This is a genomic window from Aeromonas sp. s2 (genome assembly GCF_040907935.1).
Classification (GTDB): domain Bacteria; phylum Pseudomonadota; class Gammaproteobacteria; order Enterobacterales; family Aeromonadaceae; genus Aeromonas; species Aeromonas dhakensis.
This window is the reverse complement of sequence record NZ_JBFOCR010000027.1, coordinates 159,554-174,840: the sequence shown is the minus strand read 5'-3', so window position 1 is coordinate 174,840 and position 15,287 is coordinate 159,554. Positions and strand designations below refer to the sequence as shown.

Genomic DNA, 15,287 nt, shown 5'->3' with positions numbered 1-15,287 from the left:
TGTCTTCGTCTCCACCGCAGGGCGCTGCCTTGCCATGGACACAAATAGTTGGTTGCGGGGGCCGGATTTGAACCGACGACCTTCGGGTTATGAGCCCGACGAGCTACCGAGCTGCTCCACCCCGCGTCCGTATTTTTTCGTTCAGGCTGAGCAGTAACCTGTTCGAATTCTCTTGTTTATCAGCACATTGTGAAACAAGGCTGATGCAAGAACTCAGATGGTTGCGGGGGCCAGATTTGAACTGACGACCTTCGGGTTATGAGCCCGACGAGCTACCGGGCTGCTCCACCCCGCGTCTGAGGTCGCCAATAATAGGCGCCGGCGCTCAGATTGCAAGTAAATATCCTAAAAAAACTTCATTCGTAGATTAAACCGGCATAAATCGCAGGAATTTGCAACAGAGCGCGGTTTTTTCAGGCAAGCAGCTTGTGGGCCAAGCTGGCGCACTACACTCAGATGGTTTGTAACTCCTCGTTTTGGGTAGGTTTATCATGCGCATCTCCGCCGGTCATTGCCGTCAATTGGGGGCCACACCCGAGCACGACGGCGTCAACTTCGCCATCTGGGCCCGTCTTGCCAGTCGAGTCGAACTGCTGCTGTTTGCCAGCGCCAACGATGCCACGCCGGAAGTGATCCCCCTCTCTCCCCGCCTCAACCGCACCGCCTACTACTGGCACATCCATATAGAGGGGATCGGGCTGGGGCAGCGCTACGCCTATCGCATCCAGGGCCCCTGGCGCCCCTACTACGGCACCCGCTTCGATGCCGACAAGGTGCTGCTGGATCCTTATGGTCGCAGCATCGAGCTGGGCGCCAACTATGATCGCTGGGCGGCGGCCCGCCCCGGCAGCAACCTGGCCTGCTGCGCCAAGAACCGGGTAGTGGATACCCGAAACTACGACTGGGAGGGGGACAAGCTGCCTGCCCACTCCCTCTCCCGCTCAGTGATCTACGAGCTGCACCTGGGGGGCTTTACCAAGTCGCCGGACTCGGGGGTCGACCCCGCCCTGCGTGGCACCTACCTCGGCCTTATCGAGAAGATCCCCTACCTGCAATCCCTCGGCGTCACCGCAGTCGAGCTGCTGCCGGTGTTCCAGTTCGATCCCCAGGATGCCCCCAGAGGGCTCTCCAACTACTGGGGCTACAGCCCCATGTCGTTCTTCGCCCCCCACGCCCAGTACGCCAGCGGCGATGATCCCCTCACCGAGTTTCGCGACATGGTCAAGGCGCTGCACCGCGCCAACATCGAGGTGATCCTGGACGTGGTCTACAACCACACCGCCGAGGGGGGCGATGATGGCCCCACCTTCTCCTTTCGCGGCATCGACAACGAGGCCTACTACATCCTCGACGCCAATCAGAAGGACACCAACTACTCGGGCTGCGGCAACACCTTCAACGGCGCCCACCCAGTGGTGCTGCGCATGATCATGGACAGCCTCCACTTCTGGCGTCAGGAGATGCACGTGGACGGCTTTCGTTTCGACCTGGCGGCCATCCTGTCGCGGGACGAGTCGGGCCAGCCCCAGGCCAATGCACCGACCCTGCGCACCATCGATACCGATCCCCGCATCGCCGACATCAAGCTCATCGCCGAGGCCTGGGATGCGGGGGGCCTCTATCAGGTGGGCAGCCTGGCCGGCGCCCGCTGGCGCGAGTGGAACGGCCAGTTCAGAGACGACGTGCGCCGCTTCCTGCGCGGGGATGACAACGCCGTGATGGCGTTCGTGGAGAGGCTGTGCGGCAGCCCGGACATCTACCACTACCACCACGCCGATCCGGAGAAGAGCATCAACTTCGTCACCTGCCACGACGGCTTCACCCTGTGGGACTGGACCAGCTACAACGGCAAGCACAACGAGGCCAATGGCGAGCAGAACCGGGATGGCTGCGATCACAACTTCAGCTGGAACCACGGCCAGGAGGGGCCGAGCGAGGATCCCCAGATCAACGCCCTGCGCACTCGTCAGGCCAAGAACATGATGGTGGCCACCCTGCTCTCAGTGGGATCCCCCATGCTGCTGATGGGGGACGAGGTGCTGCGCACCCAGCACGGCAACAACAACGGCTACTGCCAGGACAACGCCACCTGCTGGATGCACTGGCAGCCCGATGCCAGGGGGCAAGAGACGTTCCGCTTCATGAAGGAGCTGATCCAGTATCGCAAGCACCTGTTCCAGCGCCCGGAGCAGGAGAGCATGCCGCTGTCGCTGACCGAGATCCTGCGCCACAGCGAGATCTGCTGGCACGGGGTCAACGCCGCCCAGCCGGACTTCGGCCCCCACTCCCACGCCATCGCCATGTCGGCCCTGTCGAGCGAAACCCGGCTGGCCCTCTACGTGCTGTTCAACGCCTACTGGGAGCCGCTCACTTTCAACCTGCCGAGTCCCCCCAAGGGGGTCGGTGGCTACTGGCGCCGGATCCTGGATACCGCCCTGCCCTCGCCCGAGGACATCAGCACCTTCGGCATGCCGCTCGAAGGGTTGACCCGGGAGTACCTGGCCCAGCCGCGCAGCAGCTGCCTCTTCATCTGCGGCGCCGACGACTTCTACTAGAGGCCGCACACCAGGGCCGCAAACAGCCAGCAAAAAGCCCACCCCGGTTGCCCGGGGTGGGCTTTTTCATGATGCCGGTCGGTCAGGCCAGCTGGTGCAGCACGCTGGTCGCCGCGATCTGGGCGATGATGAGGCCGCACAGGGCGGTGGAGACCACCACCGGCGCCGTCTCCTGCTGGCGATAGAGCGGGCTGAACCAGAGCAGCAGGGCGGCGATCAGCAGGGCCGCCTGGGTCAGTACGCCGGGGATCAGGGCGTCGAGGCCGGCGCCGCTCCCCTGCCAGCCCACCAGCACCGCCAGCCAGAGCAGACTCAGGATGGCGGCCACCAGCCCGGCCAGCGGCAACAGGGTGTTGAACGCCTGCAGACGGTGACGGGCCCGCAGCAGCATCAGATGGGCGAAGGCCGCCCCCAGCAGCACCATCTGCAGCAGGCCGCCAAGCCAGCCCTGGATCTGCAGCAAGCCGATGCCATAGACCAGCAGCGGCACCGCCGGCAGCCAGAACAGGGTGGCCGGGATGGCGCGCTTGCCCTCCAGCCGGGATTGAGCCAGTGACAACACCACTCCCAGGATCAGGGCGGCGCCGCCGCTCCAGATCAGCCAGTCGGCCGCCTTGGCCTCCACCGCCAGCATCAGGGAGAGGCCGGTGATCACCCAGACCGAGAAGAGCTGGGTGGTGATCCGCGAGCGCTGGCCCGGGCAGAGATCACCGCGCCAGAGCACCAGGCCCAGGGCGATGAGGGCCCCCAGCGCCATCAGGCCGGTCAGGGGAAAGAGCCAAAAAGGGAGTTGGACGAACATGACGCCTCCAGCAGCAAGAATTCAGAACGCGCCGATGGCGCCGGATGAAGGGGCCGAGTATACCCAAAGCCGCCGCCATCCCCAATCCCTGCCGCGCATCAGCCTGCGACGAAGGGCTCAGCTCTGGCCACGGGCCAGCGCCACCACCCGGGCGAACATCTGGCGCAGCACCGGCGGGATGTGCTCGCCGCCGAGCCGCTCCGCCTCCTCCACCACCGCCAACGCCATGCCCGGCTTGCTGCGATGGTGAATCGCCTTGTTGATGATGCGCCCGGCGTTGAGGGTCGAACGCCCCCCGACGCCAGCTTCACGCCGGAACACCGCCTCGAAGCCGTTGTGATAGAGGTAGTGCTCTATGTCCGCCGCCGGCAACTGGGTCAGCCTGTCCCGCTCCCGCTCCCCCTTGAGCAGGGAGCGGGCCGAGGTGGCGTATTTGACCCCCGCCTCGTCGCCGTCGGTGAGCAGATGCCACTCGATGCCAAAATCGCGCGCCACCTTGATAAGGGGTGACTGACCACACTGGGCGAACTCGATGATCCGCACCCCCTCCGCTCGCAGGCTGTAGCCGCAGATCTGGGCGAGCTCGGAGAGCAGCCAGATCTCGGTCTCCCCCTCCACCAACAGCCAGCAGCGGGCAAACATCGACATGGGGCGGTTGATGCGCACGTGGAAGGCAATCTTGCGCAGATCGTCGCTGCTGTAGCGCTCGCCCCCCAATTGATGGCAGAGGATATCCTGCTGGCGGCGCACCAGCCGGCGGATCTGGTTGAGGGGCAGCGAGGAGAGCAGATCCCCCGAATTGGTGGTGAGCAGCTTCTGCCCAGGCAGCTGTTCCAGCAGGCCCCAGGCCAGTGCCAGCATGGTAGGGTGCAGGCGGCTCTCCGGGTCTTCCAGGATCATGATGGGGCGCGCCCCCTGCTCCAGCTCCCGGTTGCCCCGCGCCTGCAGCAGGGTGGCCGCCATGCCCGCCATCGCCAGTTGCAGCGCCCGGTTGTCGGCATTGCGCAGCAGCGCCTGCAAATTGCCGGGATTGCGCAGGGTCATGGGGCGATTGACGATCTCCCGCTGGCTGCGCGGCTTGTTCTTGATGGGGGCCAGCGCGTTGAAGTAGTGATCCATCAGCTGGCGTACCGCCTGCAGCGCCTCCTTGAGCTCGGGCTCGCCGATGCGTTGGGGCTCGTCGATCAGCTTGTCGGCCAGCTCGCTCAGCCGCAGCTCGGAGAGATCCCCCCACTGCAGGGTCTCCACCCCGCTTCGGGCGGTACGGGCATCTCGCAGCCGGAACACCGGGTTCATGGTGATGAGCAGGCAGACCAGCTCGTGGGCATTGTCGATGGTCAGGCTCTTGCCGATGCCATCGAGAAAGTCGTGGGTGGTGGTAACGGAGCCGTCGCTCTGCAGCTCGGCGCTGGCGCGGTAGTGAATGCGGTGAAACTTGTCCTTGTGCTTGATCCAGGCGGCGCCGAGACGGGCCAGTCGCTGGGAATGCAGGCACATCTGGGGCCTGTGCTCGCTGAAGGTGAGCACCAGTTGCAAGTGGCGGGCCGGCTCGAGCTCGGGATCTTCGGGCTGATGGAAGTCATCGCTGCTGAACTGGTAAGGCTCGGCATCCTGGCCCAGCAGACACCAGAGGGCGCGCAACAGGCTGGACTTGCCCCAGGCGTTCTCGCCGATGAGCACTGTGGTGTGGTCCAGCCCGAGCGAGAGGCGATTTATTCCGCGAAAACCTTTGACTTCAATGCGTTCCAGAAACATGCGGCCATATCCAGTCCATCCTGATGGCGCAATAGTGGCAAAGTTGTCGGGAAAATCCTATCGGGTCGTGGCGATTTTCAGCGGGAACTGTGAGGAACGAGCGGTTCGGGCGGGGTCGGTATGCCAAGGCGGCCCTGGGGGGCGTTCCAGTGGCTGAACCAGAGGTGGCGGGTGCGAGTCTGACGTTTGCGATGATTCAAGGGCATCTCCTGTGCGGGTTGAAGGAACGAGGCTCCCCCTCGTTGCCAACCAATCTGCCGCTTATCTGTGACAGGAGGATGACAGCTGGCTGCGCCACTGACCCGGGGTCAGACCAAACGCTTCGCGAAAGCGGTTGCCAAGGTGAGCCTGGGACGAGAAACCGCACTGGATGGCGATGCTGGCCAGGGAGTCGGCACCCGCCAGCAGCTGCTTGGCCCGCTTGAGCCGCAGCCCCAGCAGGTAGCGGTGGGGCGGGCAACCCAGGCTCTGGCCGAACATGCGGGCGAAGTGGTATTCGCTCAGACCCGCCTCCTGCGCCAACTCGGCCAAGGTGACAGGCTCCGCCAGATGGGCCAACAGGTACTCCTGCACCCGCCGGATCACCGCCGGTGCCAGCCCGCCGCGCACCTCGGGCAGCGGCGGCGCCTCCCGGGTGTGGTGGCGATAGGCGTGCAGCATCAACATCCAGGCACCGTGAGATAGCGCCATCCTGTCCACCTGGTGCTGCCAGTCCAGCTGCATCAGCTGGCCCTGCACCAGGCTAGCGGCCAGCGGATCGTCGATGAAGGTCTTGTCCTCCAGCAGCAGGTGGCGCCCCTCCTTGTCGCACACCTCTTCGGCGATGCGAATCAGGTGGGCCGGGGTGAAGTAGAGGTGGAAAAAGCGAAACTCCTCGCGCACCAGCCACTCGGACCTGTGGTGATCCGGCATGATGCACACCTTGCCGGTGCCGCCGTGGCCACCCGGGCCGTCCAGCCGCTCGGTCTGCTCGCCCCCCTGCAGATAGACGCTCAGGGTATGGTGGCCCGGCTTGTGGTAGCGGGTCTGATCGTAACAGTTGCGCCAGCTGGCGACGCCAAGGCCGGGTTCCAGCCAGCAGGCGTTCTCCAGTCGCGCGCCCGTGCTGACCAGTGCATCGAATACTCCCGCCGGCTTAGTCTGCAGCACCCGCTCTGTTCCTCTTGTTGCTTGCCTATGGCCCCTGTGCGCCATCTTAACGCGGCGCGGCGGCAAAGGCTGCGGCTGCCCGTAAAAAACCGCAAGATGGTGTAAGCCCGCCACCACCGCCCGCTGCATGCTGATCCCATGTCGTTCTCATCTCACCGGATACCCCATGAACCTGATGCTCTATCTTGCCACCGTCCTTATCTGGGGCAGCACCTGGATCGCCATCGCCTGGCAGCTCGGCCCCATCCCCATCGAGGTCTCGGTGCTCTATCGCTTTGCCCTGGCGGCGCTGGCGCTGTTTGCCCTGCTCACGGTGAGCGGCAAGTTCCCGCGCCTGCCCTGGGCGGGCCAGCGTTACGCCGCCCTGCTCGGCGCCCTGCTGTTTTCCACCAACTTTCTCTGCTTCTACCACGCCACCCTCTATATCCCGAGCGGCATGTCAGCGGTGATCTTCGCCAGCGCCAGCATCTTCAACGGCCTCAACCTCTGGCTGTTCGAGGGTAAAAGACCCGGCCTGCGCTGGTTGCAAGGATCCTTGCTGGGGCTCGTCGGCACCCTGTTGCTGTTCTGGCCCGTGCTGGCGGATGCGCAACTGGGTGCAAACGGCTGGAAAGGGCTGCTGTTTGCCTGCGGTGGCACCCTCTGCTTCTCGCTCGGCAACCTGGTCTCGGCCCGCGGCCAGCGCCAGGGCTATCACGTGCTGCAGATGGTACCCTGGGGCATGGTCTACGGCGTGGGGCTGCTGCTGGGCTGGGTCACCCTGCTCGGTCAGTCGCTGACGTTGCCCACCGATCCGCGCTACCTGGCGGCCATGGTCTATCTGGCCATCTTCGGCTCCGTCATCGCCTTCACAGCCTACCTCACCCTGGTGGGGCGCATCGGCCCCAGCAAGGCGGCCTACGCCACCGTGCTGTTTCCTCTGGTGGCGCTGACCCTGTCCACCTTCTACGAGGGGTTCGTCTGGCAGCCGGTGTCGGTGGTCGGCGTGGTGGTGAGCCTCATCGGCAACCTGGTGATCTTCGCCCCGCCCGTCAAGGCGTGGCGCTGGCCGCTGGCACGGGCTACAAACGGTACTTGCCCCTGATGCCACCAGCCCCTAAGGTAACCGCTTTCAACAGACGAGGACGGGAGAGAGCATGTTACTGGAAGGGCTGGAGACACTCTGCCTGCTGGCGAGCGAGGGCACCATGGCCAAGGTCGCAAGCCGCCTCTACATCAGCCAGTCGGCGGTCAGCAAGCGCATTGCCCAGCTGGAACAGCGCCTTGGCAAGAAGCTCATCGAGCCGGATGGGCGCCACACCCGCCTCACCCCCCAGGCCAGGGAGCTGCTCACCCGGGTAGCCCCGAGCCTGGCCGAGATGAAGGGGGTGCTGACGGACAGCCAGATCCTCACCGACCAGACCCCCCTGCCCGTCGCCTGCTCGGAGACCCTGCTGGCGGGCTACCTCGCCCGCTTTATGCACGACTATCTCGAGCGTGATCCCCACATCGCCCTCTCCACCCACCACACCCCGGTGATCCTGGCCCGGGTGCGCGGCGGCGACGCCCTGCTCGGCATCTGCGCCGGGCGTCTGCCCCCCGGCCACGGCCTGTGCACCGAACGGCTGCTGGAGGAGCCCTTCTATCTGGTGGGGAACGCGGCGTCCGAGCACCAAGAAGAGAGTGCCGAGCGGCTGCAACCCATCCTCACCATGGATCTGGACAACCCCTCCAACCGCTATCTGCGTGAGCCGCTGGCGGCCCTTGGCCTGACTCCGGCCATGGAGCTCGACTCCTACCTGGCGCTGATCGAGCTGGCCAAGGCGGGGATTGGCCCCGTGCTGCTGCCGGCCGGCCTGCTGGCCCTGGTGGGCGAGCAAGGGGCGCAGGCCCGTCCCCTACCGGGGCTGGGGCGCCCGCTCCACCTGGTCTACCGGCCAAACAGCCTCAAGCGCGATCGCATTGCCCGCCTGGTGCAGGCCCTGCAGGCCCATTTCCGGCAGTTGACTTCCAGGGCCCTCTCTATGATCCCTTAATCCCTTGTGCAAGGCGTCATCCCAGCCAGGCAAAGAGCTCGGGATACTGGCTCCACACCAGCTTGACGGACATCAAGAGGGAGACGGTCACCAGCAGCGGCTTGATGAGCTTGACCCCCTTCTTGAGCACCAGCTTGGAGCCCATGCGGGCCCCGATGAACTGCCCCAGCGCCATGCACAGGCCAACGCTCCACACCACCTTGCCCCCCAGGGTAAAGAACAGCAGGGAGGCGATGTTGGAGGTGAAGTTGAGCAGCTTGGTGTGAGCGGTGGCCCGCGCCATGCCAAAACCCGCCAGGGCCACGAAGCCGATGGCAAAAAATGACCCCGTACCCGGCCCGAAGAAGCCGTCATAGAAACCCACGCCACCGCCCACCAGCAGGGCGAATGCCATGGGAGTAAGGCGGCGCTGGCTCTCCGCATCGCTCACCCGGGGGGAGAAGTAGAAGTAGCAGGCAAACGCCATCAGCAGGAAGGGCAGCAACCGCTCCAGGATGGCGGCATCTATGGTCTGCACCGCCAGGGTGCCGATGGCCGCGCCGATGAAGGTACAGATGACCGCCGGCCAGATGATGGCCCACTCCAGCAGCCCCTTGCGGGCATAGAACCAGGTGGCGGAGAAGGAGCCGAAACTGCTCTGCAGCTTGTTGGTACCAAGCACCAGGGCCGGCGGCATGCCGGTGGCGAGCAGAGCGGGCACCGTCAGCAGGCCCCCGCCGCCGGCAATGGCATCGATGAAGCCGGCCACCAGGGCCACGCCAAACAGGGCAAGCAGGGTAAAGAGTTCCAGTTCCATCCATCGCCTCGCGAAATTGACCGGGGCCCGCAAGGGCCCGCACAGCGCAGGCTCGCCATGAGCCTGATAAACACCGCAGGTCGCTATCCTAATGGGGCTTGGCTCATGACGCCAACGAAACGGTGGCAGGCAATTGATTCCTGATTTTCATCAATCAAGTGCACCATGACGTGGCTGGCACGCGTGCGGTCCCCTCGCCCGCCTTGATCAGGCCGCGTCAGACTCGCAGGTCGCCCCATCGGCCTTGAGGTCGGCCAGCGCCTGTTGCAGGTGAGCCTCATCCTCACCGGGGGCCCGGCTGACCCGGCCCGCCATGTAGCGGCTGCTGAAGAGATTGAACCACAGCTGCAGCGCCTGCCCTGCCGCCAGCTCGCCGGCCACCTCCAGCACGCAGGCCGCCACCTCGGCGGTGCAAAGGTGCTCGTCGCAGTGGGCCACTCGCATGCCATAGGTGGAGAGCGCATCCGGCTTGATGGATAGCACCGGAAAACCGTCCAGATAGGGGCTCTTGTTGAACATCTTGCGCGCCTCGGGCCAGGTGCCGTCCAGCAGGATGAAGAGCGGCTTCTTGCCGGGAACCGGGGTCACCACAGAAGTGAGCCGGGCCGGCTCCTTCTCGCAGGCGGGAAACACCACATAGGGTTGCCAGGCGGGATCCGCCAGCAGGGCCAGCAGCTCGGGATGGGGCTGGGTGCGCGACCAGAGAAATGCCCAGGTGGTCTGCGGCAGCACATCGGCGATGAGGCGGCCGGTATTGGAGGGCTTCATCGGTTCGCTGTCGTACATCAGCAGGCAGAAGCCGGCCTCGGCCTTGAGCTCGGGGCGCCACTCGCAGGCACACCAGTCGTGGCGCAGCTGGCAGGCTTCGCAGCGCGGCACGCTGCCGCCACGGGCGAGGAAGGGTCGGGTCGAGACGCTCTTGCGCCAGATGCGCAGGCGATTGACGGCGTGATCGGGGATTGGCTTCATGGAACGCGGCTCTGACGGTGCCTGTGGCGGGACAAAAGGGGGCAGATTGTAACGGTGCGCCCTCTGCGCAGCAAGGCCCCCCATCTGGGGCAAGCCGGGATGCCACGCCTCTTTAATACTTGGTCGTCAATCCATGCACCCACGCATGGGACACAGGAGGACGACGATGGCAGAACAAGACATTGCCCGCGAGCACGCCCTGGCCGAAGGCACTACCTTCACCTGGCACGAGCTCTATCTCCCCGATGCCGAGGCCGGGATCCGTTTCTACACCGAGGTGCTCGGCTGGGAGAGCCAGACCATGGCGATGGAAGGCGGCGACTACCCCATGCTGGTTGCCAATGGCAGGCCGATCGCCGGCGTGCAATCTACCCGGGGCAATCCCGATATGGCCGGCGTACCACCCCACTGGGCAACCTATATCGCGGTGGATGACGTAGATGCCAGGGTGCTCAGGGTCAACCAGCACGGCGGCACCGTGGTGGTGCCCGCCATGAACATCCCGGGGGTCGGGCGCATGGCCCTGATTGCGGATCCGCAAGGGGCGCACATCTGGCTGTTCACCCCTGACCCCATGTGACATCGCCCACCACAACAACGACAGAGGGGCCCGCGGGCCCCTCTGTTACGTTCGGCAAGCCATCAGACCGCCTTGCGCAGGATCTGCTCCAGATAGTGCGCGAAGCTGTGGCCGTGATGCTCCAGCAGTTTCGGGAACATGGAGATGGAGGTCATGCCCGGGAAGGTGTTGATCTCGTTCAGCAGGATCTCCCCCTCTTCGGTCAGGAAGAAGTCGATGCGCGAGAGGTGGGTCAGTTTGAGCTGACGGAACGCCTTGAGGGCGTACTCGTGAATGGCATCGGCCTGGGCCTGGCTCAGCTCTTCGGCACGCAGCGCGGTCTCGGTGTGGCTGGCGCTGCTGTACTTCTCTTCATAGGTGTAGAACTTGTCCTGCGGCACGCAGATCTCGCCCGGGTAGGTAGCCACCAGCTCGTCACCGTACTGGTAGACCGCCACTTCCAGCTCGCGCGGCTTGACCGCTTTTTCGATCAATACCTGCTCGGAGTAACCGAAGGCATCGGCAATGCCCTTTACTAGATCCGCTTCGTTGCTGGCGGAGTAGCAGCCGACGGAAGAGCCCTGGGAGGCTGCCTTGATGAAGACCTTGCCCCACTTGGCCAACGCCGCTTTCGCCTCGCTCAGCGCCGCCTCGCCCTGCTCGGTCAGGAACAGATAAGGGGTGTTGGGGATGCCGAGGGCGGTGAGCCACAGCTTGGTGGTGATCTTGTTGAAGCACACCTTGCTCGCCTCGGCGTCGCAGCCCAGGTAAGGCAGGCCGGCCAGCTCGAGGAAGGATTGCAGATCGCCGGTCTCACCCGGGTAGCCGTGGATGCAGGGCACCACGTAATCCACCGGACGGGCCACGCTGTCGAAAGAGAGCAGCTTGTCCAGCCCCAGCTTGCACTCGCGGCCGTCGGCGCTGAGCCAACGGTCGGCAAACATCTCGACCCGGGTCACTTCCACGCCGGGCAGGAGAGAGAGCTGTTTTTCGAGGAAATTGGCACTGCGCAGCGAGACTTCGTGTTCGGAGCCACCGCCGCCACACAGCAGCAAGACATGGATGTTCTTCATTAGATGTGATCCCTTGGGAAAAGCGGCTTCGCCATCACCATTTAAAACCCAACCGCATTAAAACCGGACGAAGCCAGATACGAAGATAAGTGCGGGCCAGTGTAGCAAGGGAGATCGAGCCTTGTCAGCCGATGGGCGCCCCATCCGCCGACAAGAGCCATAAAAATTCCCGCCTGTGTCAGAAATTGGATAAAAAGAGCTCAGCGCGGCGGATCGAGCCGGCCATTGCCGCTGCCGTTGACCCGAAACCAGCCGGCGATGCTGTAGCGCTCCTGGTTGGCAGGCAGCACCTCGTGGGGGAACTCTTCGGATAGAAACAGCACCAGTCGCCCGCCCCGGGGGGAGACGTCCATCAGAAACTGCTCGTCGTCACCGTACATGCGCAGCAACCCGCCCGCCTCTGGCTGCCAGTCGTTGTTCAAGTAAAACACCGAGGTGAGGCGGCGGTTGGAGCGCCCGGCGAAGGCGTCGCGATGGGTGGCATAGAAGTCACCGCAGCGATAACGGGCAAAGTGGGCCTCGTAGTCGAACAACCCGAGCATCAGCATCCGGTTGGCGGCCAGGCGCAGCGCCTCCATGCGGGCCAGATAGTCGGCCACCGGCGCGCCGAGGGAGGCGTCGAGCCAGTGGATCTGATCCCGGCGAATGTCGCGGTTGTCCTGATGCAGGGTATCGCGGCCGATCCCCGCCGGTCGCCACTCGTCCGGCAGACAGGCCCTGAGGGCATCCACCTCGGCGGCGGTTAAAAAATCATCCACTATCACCCATCCCCGGGTGTATATGGCGTCCATGACGGCTTGATAGTCCAAGATTGACTCGCAACAAGTGGAAAGAGGGCGCTTTTTAGCGACTTCCCGGCCAAGACACAAACCGGTTTGCTTCTCTTGAGAAGTCCCACCATCAATACGCCATCCGGGCCGCCAAGACCCCCATTATCTCGACCCGATCGCCACTCTGTGATCCGGCGCACTCAATCTGCTCCCAGCAAGGGAGCACTCCGGCTTGCTCCCCGCCGCCGCCCCCGTTAACGTGGTGCAATGTGCCCTGAATGGGCCCACTCAAAGGAGTCTTTCATGTCTTTGCCCGAACTCACTCTGCAACGCCTCGACGGCAGCGAACTGCCGCTCGCCTCCCTCGCGGGCCAGGTCATTCTGGTGGTCAACGTGGCCAGCCGCTGCGGCTTTACCCCTCAATACACGGGACTGGAGGCACTCTATCGGGAGCTGGGGCCCGAGGGGCTGGTCATCCTGGGCTTCCCCTGCGATCAGTTCGGCCATCAGGAGCCGGGCGATGCCGAGGAGATCGCCCGTTTCTGCTCCCTCGACTATCCGGTCAGCTTCCCCATCATGGCCAAGTGCGAGGTCAACGGCGAACAGGCCCACCCCTTCTATCAGTGGCTCAAGAAGGAGAAGCCGGGTCTGCTGGGGCTGGAGAACGTCAAGTGGAACTTCACCAAGTTCCTGATCGACCGGGACGGCCAGGTGGTGGACCGCTTTGCCCCCACCACCAAACCGGAAAACCTGGTCGCCCCCATCCGCGATCTGCTCTGATTGCCTGAACCTGCCTAATTGAGCGGCCGGTGCGACAGCTACTGCGCAGCGGCCGCGCTTTTGCTATATTACGCCCCCGTTATCACTTTCATCCCGTGGCCGGCCCCGTGCGCCGGTCACCCGCTGAGCCCAAGGCTCACCAGAGGAGTCTCTCTCGAACATGTCATTCAACGAACTGGGTCTGTCCCCGCACATCCTGCGGGCCGTCAAGGAGCTGGGTTACGAACAGCCAACCCCCATCCAGCAGCAAGCCATTCCCGCCATTCTGGCCGGGCAGGACGTGCTCGGCGGCGCCCAGACAGGCACAGGCAAGACGGCCGGCTTCACCCTGCCCATGCTGCAGCGGCTGCTGGCCAACCATGGCCGTGGCCGTCGTCAGGTGCGCGCCCTGGTGCTCACCCCGACCCGCGAGCTGGCCGCCCAGGTGGGCGAGAGCATCATCAAATATGCCCACCACCTGCCGTTTCGCACCCTGATCGCCTACGGCGGTGTCAGCATCAAACCCAATCTGGACGCCATCAAGCTCGGCATCGACATCCTGGTGGCCACCCCGGGCCGCTTGCTGGACCTGCTGACCCAGGGCGCCCTGACCCTGACCGAGCTGGAAGTGCTGGTGCTGGATGAGGCGGATCGCATGCTCGACATGGGCTTCATCCACGACATCCGCCGCATCATGAAGGCCCTGCCCACCGAGCGGCAGACCCTGCTCTTCTCCGCCACCTTCTCGGACGACATCAAGGCGCTGGCGGATGACCTGCTGAGCGACCCGACCCTGATCGAGGTCGACCCCAGCAACACCGCCGCCGAACAGGTGACCCAGCGCATCATCCAGGTCGACCGGGAACGGCGTCGCGAGCTGCTCTCCCACATGATCGGTCGCGGCAACTGGCAGCGGGTGCTGGTGTTCGTACGCACCAAGCAGATTGCCGACAGGCTCGCCCAGCAGATGCAAAAGGATGGCCTGGATACCGTCGCCATTCACGGCGACAAGAGCCAGGGTGCCCGCAACCGGGCGCTGGCGGATTTTCGCGAGGGCAAGGTGCGAGTGCTGGTGGCGACCGACATCGCCGCCCGAGGTCTGGACATCGATCAGCTGCCCCACGTGATCAACTTCGAGCTGCCCCAGATGGCGGAGGATTACATCCACCGCATCGGCCGCACCGGCCGCGCCGGTCGTGGCGGCGAGGCCATCTCGCTGGTGAGCCAGGACGAGCTGGGTCAGCTCAAGGCCATCGAGGCGCTGATCGGCCAATCCCTCTCCGTCGAGATCCTGGACGGCTATGAACCCAGCGGCAAACCGAGCCGGCAGACCCTGCCCGGCAGCAAGCCGGTACAAAACCCGCCGCGCGCCCGTGGCGCCGCCAATGCCAAGGGTGGCAAGGGCAAGCCCGCCGCCGGCAAAGGCAAGGGGGATGGTGCCAAGAAACCCGCCCCGGCGCGCAAGCGGGAAGTGGTGGGCGAGGATATCGGCTTTGCCCCCATGCGCCGCCTGCCGAAGGCCCAGCGCGGCGACTATCAGGACAACTCCAATGAGGAGTAACAGGCCGTCCTGATCCCGTCATAAACAAAAAACCGCCCGAGGGCGGTTTTTTTCATGATGGCGTCACTGGCCTGTCAGTGCCCTCTGTCGCAATGGACATGTGCAACAGCGGATAGGGCCTGCCCTGCCCGTCCAGCGCCGAGCGGCCCACTACCGCGAAGCCCAGGTGGCGATAAAAACCGAGCGCCTGCTCATTTTGCTCATTGACGTCCACCCGGGTCGCCCCCAGCCGGGCGATGGCATCGGCCACCAGCAGGCGACCCACCCCGCCCCCGCGCAGGGCGGGGTCGATGAAGAGCATCTCGATATTGCCCTCGTGCACCCCGCAAAAGCCGGCGATCCCCTGCTCGCTGCGGGCGCAGGTGAGGGCCACGGCGTCAAAGTAATGTTCCAGGATGAGCTCGCGCAGAGGGGCTATCTCCTCCTCCGGCAAAAAATGGTGAGTGGCGCGCACCGACGCCTCCCACAGCGCGATCAGGACCTGATAATCCCCGCGCTCTGCCTGCTCCAGTCTCATATCGTGC

At 64.6% G+C, this 15,287-nt stretch carries 15 protein-coding genes and 2 tRNA genes; 6 read left to right on the top strand and 11 right to left on the bottom strand.

Translation table 11 applies throughout. The annotated features are described in order from the left end of the window. Window positions 1-49 precede the first annotated feature (49 nt). Window positions 50-126, bottom strand: a tRNA-Met gene (locus tag AB5Y81_RS20800). A gap of 92 nt (window positions 127-218) precedes the next feature. After that, window positions 219-295 (bottom strand) — tRNA-Met (locus tag AB5Y81_RS20795). A 196-nt stretch (window positions 296-491) separates the two neighbouring features. On the opposite strand from AB5Y81_RS20795, the gene glgX reads away from it, so the two are divergent. Beyond that, entirely contained in the window at window positions 492-2,555 is a 2,064-nt protein-coding gene (gene glgX / locus AB5Y81_RS20790) for a glycogen debranching protein GlgX (RefSeq protein WP_368146808.1), read from the top strand. Between the two features lie 82 nt (window positions 2,556-2,637). Here the strand turns inward: glgX and AB5Y81_RS20785 are convergent, their stop codons facing one another. The 4 genes from AB5Y81_RS20785 to AB5Y81_RS20770 all read right to left on the bottom strand — a co-directional run bounded on the left by AB5Y81_RS20785 (window position 2,638) and on the right by AB5Y81_RS20770 (window position 6,261). Beyond that, window positions 2,638-3,357, bottom strand: a complete 720-nt coding sequence (locus tag AB5Y81_RS20785) for a hypothetical protein (RefSeq protein ID WP_017780170.1) — start codon at window positions 3,355-3,357, stop codon at window positions 2,638-2,640. 117 nt (window positions 3,358-3,474) lie between these two features. After that, entirely contained in the window at window positions 3,475-5,112 is a 1,638-nt protein-coding gene (locus AB5Y81_RS20780) for an ATP-dependent endonuclease (protein WP_025201768.1), read from the bottom strand. Window positions 5,113-5,189: 77 nt separating this feature from the next. Beyond that, complete coding sequence (locus AB5Y81_RS20775; protein WP_257620924.1) at window positions 5,190-5,312, bottom strand: hypothetical protein; 123 nt, start codon at window positions 5,310-5,312, stop codon at window positions 5,190-5,192. A 61-nt stretch (window positions 5,313-5,373) separates the two neighbouring features. After that, window positions 5,374-6,261: a helix-turn-helix domain-containing protein gene (locus AB5Y81_RS20770; protein WP_279484398.1), complete on the bottom strand. Its 888-nt coding sequence runs from the start codon at window positions 6,259-6,261 to the stop codon at window positions 5,374-5,376. Window positions 6,262-6,427: 166 nt separating this feature from the next. On the opposite strand from AB5Y81_RS20770, the gene AB5Y81_RS20765 reads away from it, so the two are divergent. Both AB5Y81_RS20765 and AB5Y81_RS20760 read left to right on the top strand, forming a co-directional pair. Then, complete coding sequence (locus tag AB5Y81_RS20765; RefSeq protein ID WP_024943377.1) at window positions 6,428-7,345, top strand: DMT family transporter; 918 nt, start codon at window positions 6,428-6,430, stop codon at window positions 7,343-7,345. Between the two features lie 52 nt (window positions 7,346-7,397). Next, window positions 7,398-8,276, top strand: a complete 879-nt coding sequence (locus AB5Y81_RS20760; protein WP_017780173.1) for a LysR family transcriptional regulator — start codon at window positions 7,398-7,400, stop codon at window positions 8,274-8,276. Window positions 8,277-8,292: 16 nt separating this feature from the next. Here the strand turns inward: AB5Y81_RS20760 and AB5Y81_RS20755 are convergent, their stop codons facing one another. Beyond that, window positions 8,293-9,072: a TSUP family transporter gene (locus AB5Y81_RS20755; RefSeq protein ID WP_010634092.1), complete on the bottom strand. Its 780-nt coding sequence runs from the start codon at window positions 9,070-9,072 to the stop codon at window positions 8,293-8,295. A gap of 207 nt (window positions 9,073-9,279) precedes the next feature. Next, window positions 9,280-10,041 (bottom strand): tRNA-uridine aminocarboxypropyltransferase, encoded by a 762-nt coding sequence (locus AB5Y81_RS20750; RefSeq protein ID WP_065017686.1) that lies wholly within the window; start codon window positions 10,039-10,041, stop codon window positions 9,280-9,282. Window positions 10,042-10,207: 166 nt separating this feature from the next. Here AB5Y81_RS20750 and AB5Y81_RS20745 point away from each other — a divergent pair, with 166 nt between their 5' ends. Next, entirely contained in the window at window positions 10,208-10,621 is a 414-nt protein-coding gene (locus tag AB5Y81_RS20745) for a VOC family protein (RefSeq protein ID WP_054544977.1), read from the top strand. 62 nt (window positions 10,622-10,683) lie between these two features. Here AB5Y81_RS20745 and AB5Y81_RS20740 read toward each other — a convergent pair whose 3' ends face one another. Beyond that, on the bottom strand, window positions 10,684-11,673 hold the full coding sequence (locus AB5Y81_RS20740; RefSeq protein ID WP_279484400.1) for a D-alanine--D-alanine ligase: 990 nt from the start codon (window positions 11,671-11,673) through the stop codon (window positions 10,684-10,686). 200 nt (window positions 11,674-11,873) lie between these two features. After that, a complete protein-coding gene (locus AB5Y81_RS20735; RefSeq protein ID WP_054544979.1) occupies window positions 11,874-12,482 on the bottom strand; it encodes a 2OG-Fe(II) oxygenase in 609 nt (202 codons plus the stop codon). Window positions 12,483-12,746: 264 nt separating this feature from the next. Between AB5Y81_RS20735 and AB5Y81_RS20730 the strand changes: the two genes are divergently transcribed. Next, window positions 12,747-13,223, top strand: coding sequence for a glutathione peroxidase (locus tag AB5Y81_RS20730; RefSeq protein WP_010634097.1), 477 nt, complete (start codon window positions 12,747-12,749; stop codon window positions 13,221-13,223). A 160-nt stretch (window positions 13,224-13,383) separates the two neighbouring features. Then, complete coding sequence (locus tag AB5Y81_RS20725) at window positions 13,384-14,763, top strand: DEAD/DEAH box helicase (protein ID WP_010634098.1); 1,380 nt, start codon at window positions 13,384-13,386, stop codon at window positions 14,761-14,763. Window positions 14,764-14,815: 52 nt separating this feature from the next. Here the strand turns inward: AB5Y81_RS20725 and AB5Y81_RS20720 are convergent, their stop codons facing one another. After that, window positions 14,816-15,280 (bottom strand): acetyltransferase, encoded by a 465-nt coding sequence (locus tag AB5Y81_RS20720; RefSeq protein ID WP_010634099.1) that lies wholly within the window; start codon window positions 15,278-15,280, stop codon window positions 14,816-14,818. Window positions 15,281-15,287: the final 7 nt, after the last annotated feature.

Bases quoted from the DNA above. Each gene is read 5' to 3' on its own strand.
- AB5Y81_RS20740 (WP_279484400.1), bottom strand. From the start codon at position 11,673: ATGAAGAACATCCATGTCTTGCTGCTGTGTGGCGGCGGTGGCTCCGAA.
- AB5Y81_RS20750 (WP_065017686.1), bottom strand. From the start codon at position 10,041: ATGAAGCCAATCCCCGATCACGCCGTCAATCGCCTGCGCATCTGGCGC.
- AB5Y81_RS20785 (WP_017780170.1), bottom strand. From the start codon at position 3,357: ATGTTCGTCCAACTCCCTTTTTGGCTCTTTCCCCTGACCGGCCTGATG.
- AB5Y81_RS20730 (WP_010634097.1), top strand. From the start codon at position 12,747: ATGTCTTTGCCCGAACTCACTCTGCAACGCCTCGACGGCAGCGAACTG.
- AB5Y81_RS20745 (WP_054544977.1), top strand. From the start codon at position 10,208: ATGGCAGAACAAGACATTGCCCGCGAGCACGCCCTGGCCGAAGGCACT.
- AB5Y81_RS20720 (WP_010634099.1), bottom strand. From the start codon at position 15,280: ATGAGACTGGAGCAGGCAGAGCGCGGGGATTATCAGGTCCTGATCGCG.
- AB5Y81_RS20725 (WP_010634098.1), top strand. From the start codon at position 13,384: ATGTCATTCAACGAACTGGGTCTGTCCCCGCACATCCTGCGGGCCGTC.
- AB5Y81_RS20755 (WP_010634092.1), bottom strand. From the start codon at position 9,072: ATGGAACTGGAACTCTTTACCCTGCTTGCCCTGTTTGGCGTGGCCCTG.
- AB5Y81_RS20780 (WP_025201768.1), bottom strand. From the start codon at position 5,112: ATGTTTCTGGAACGCATTGAAGTCAAAGGTTTTCGCGGAATAAATCGC.
- glgX (WP_368146808.1), top strand. From the start codon at position 492: ATGCGCATCTCCGCCGGTCATTGCCGTCAATTGGGGGCCACACCCGAG.
- AB5Y81_RS20765 (WP_024943377.1), top strand. From the start codon at position 6,428: ATGAACCTGATGCTCTATCTTGCCACCGTCCTTATCTGGGGCAGCACC.
- AB5Y81_RS20760 (WP_017780173.1), top strand. From the start codon at position 7,398: ATGTTACTGGAAGGGCTGGAGACACTCTGCCTGCTGGCGAGCGAGGGC.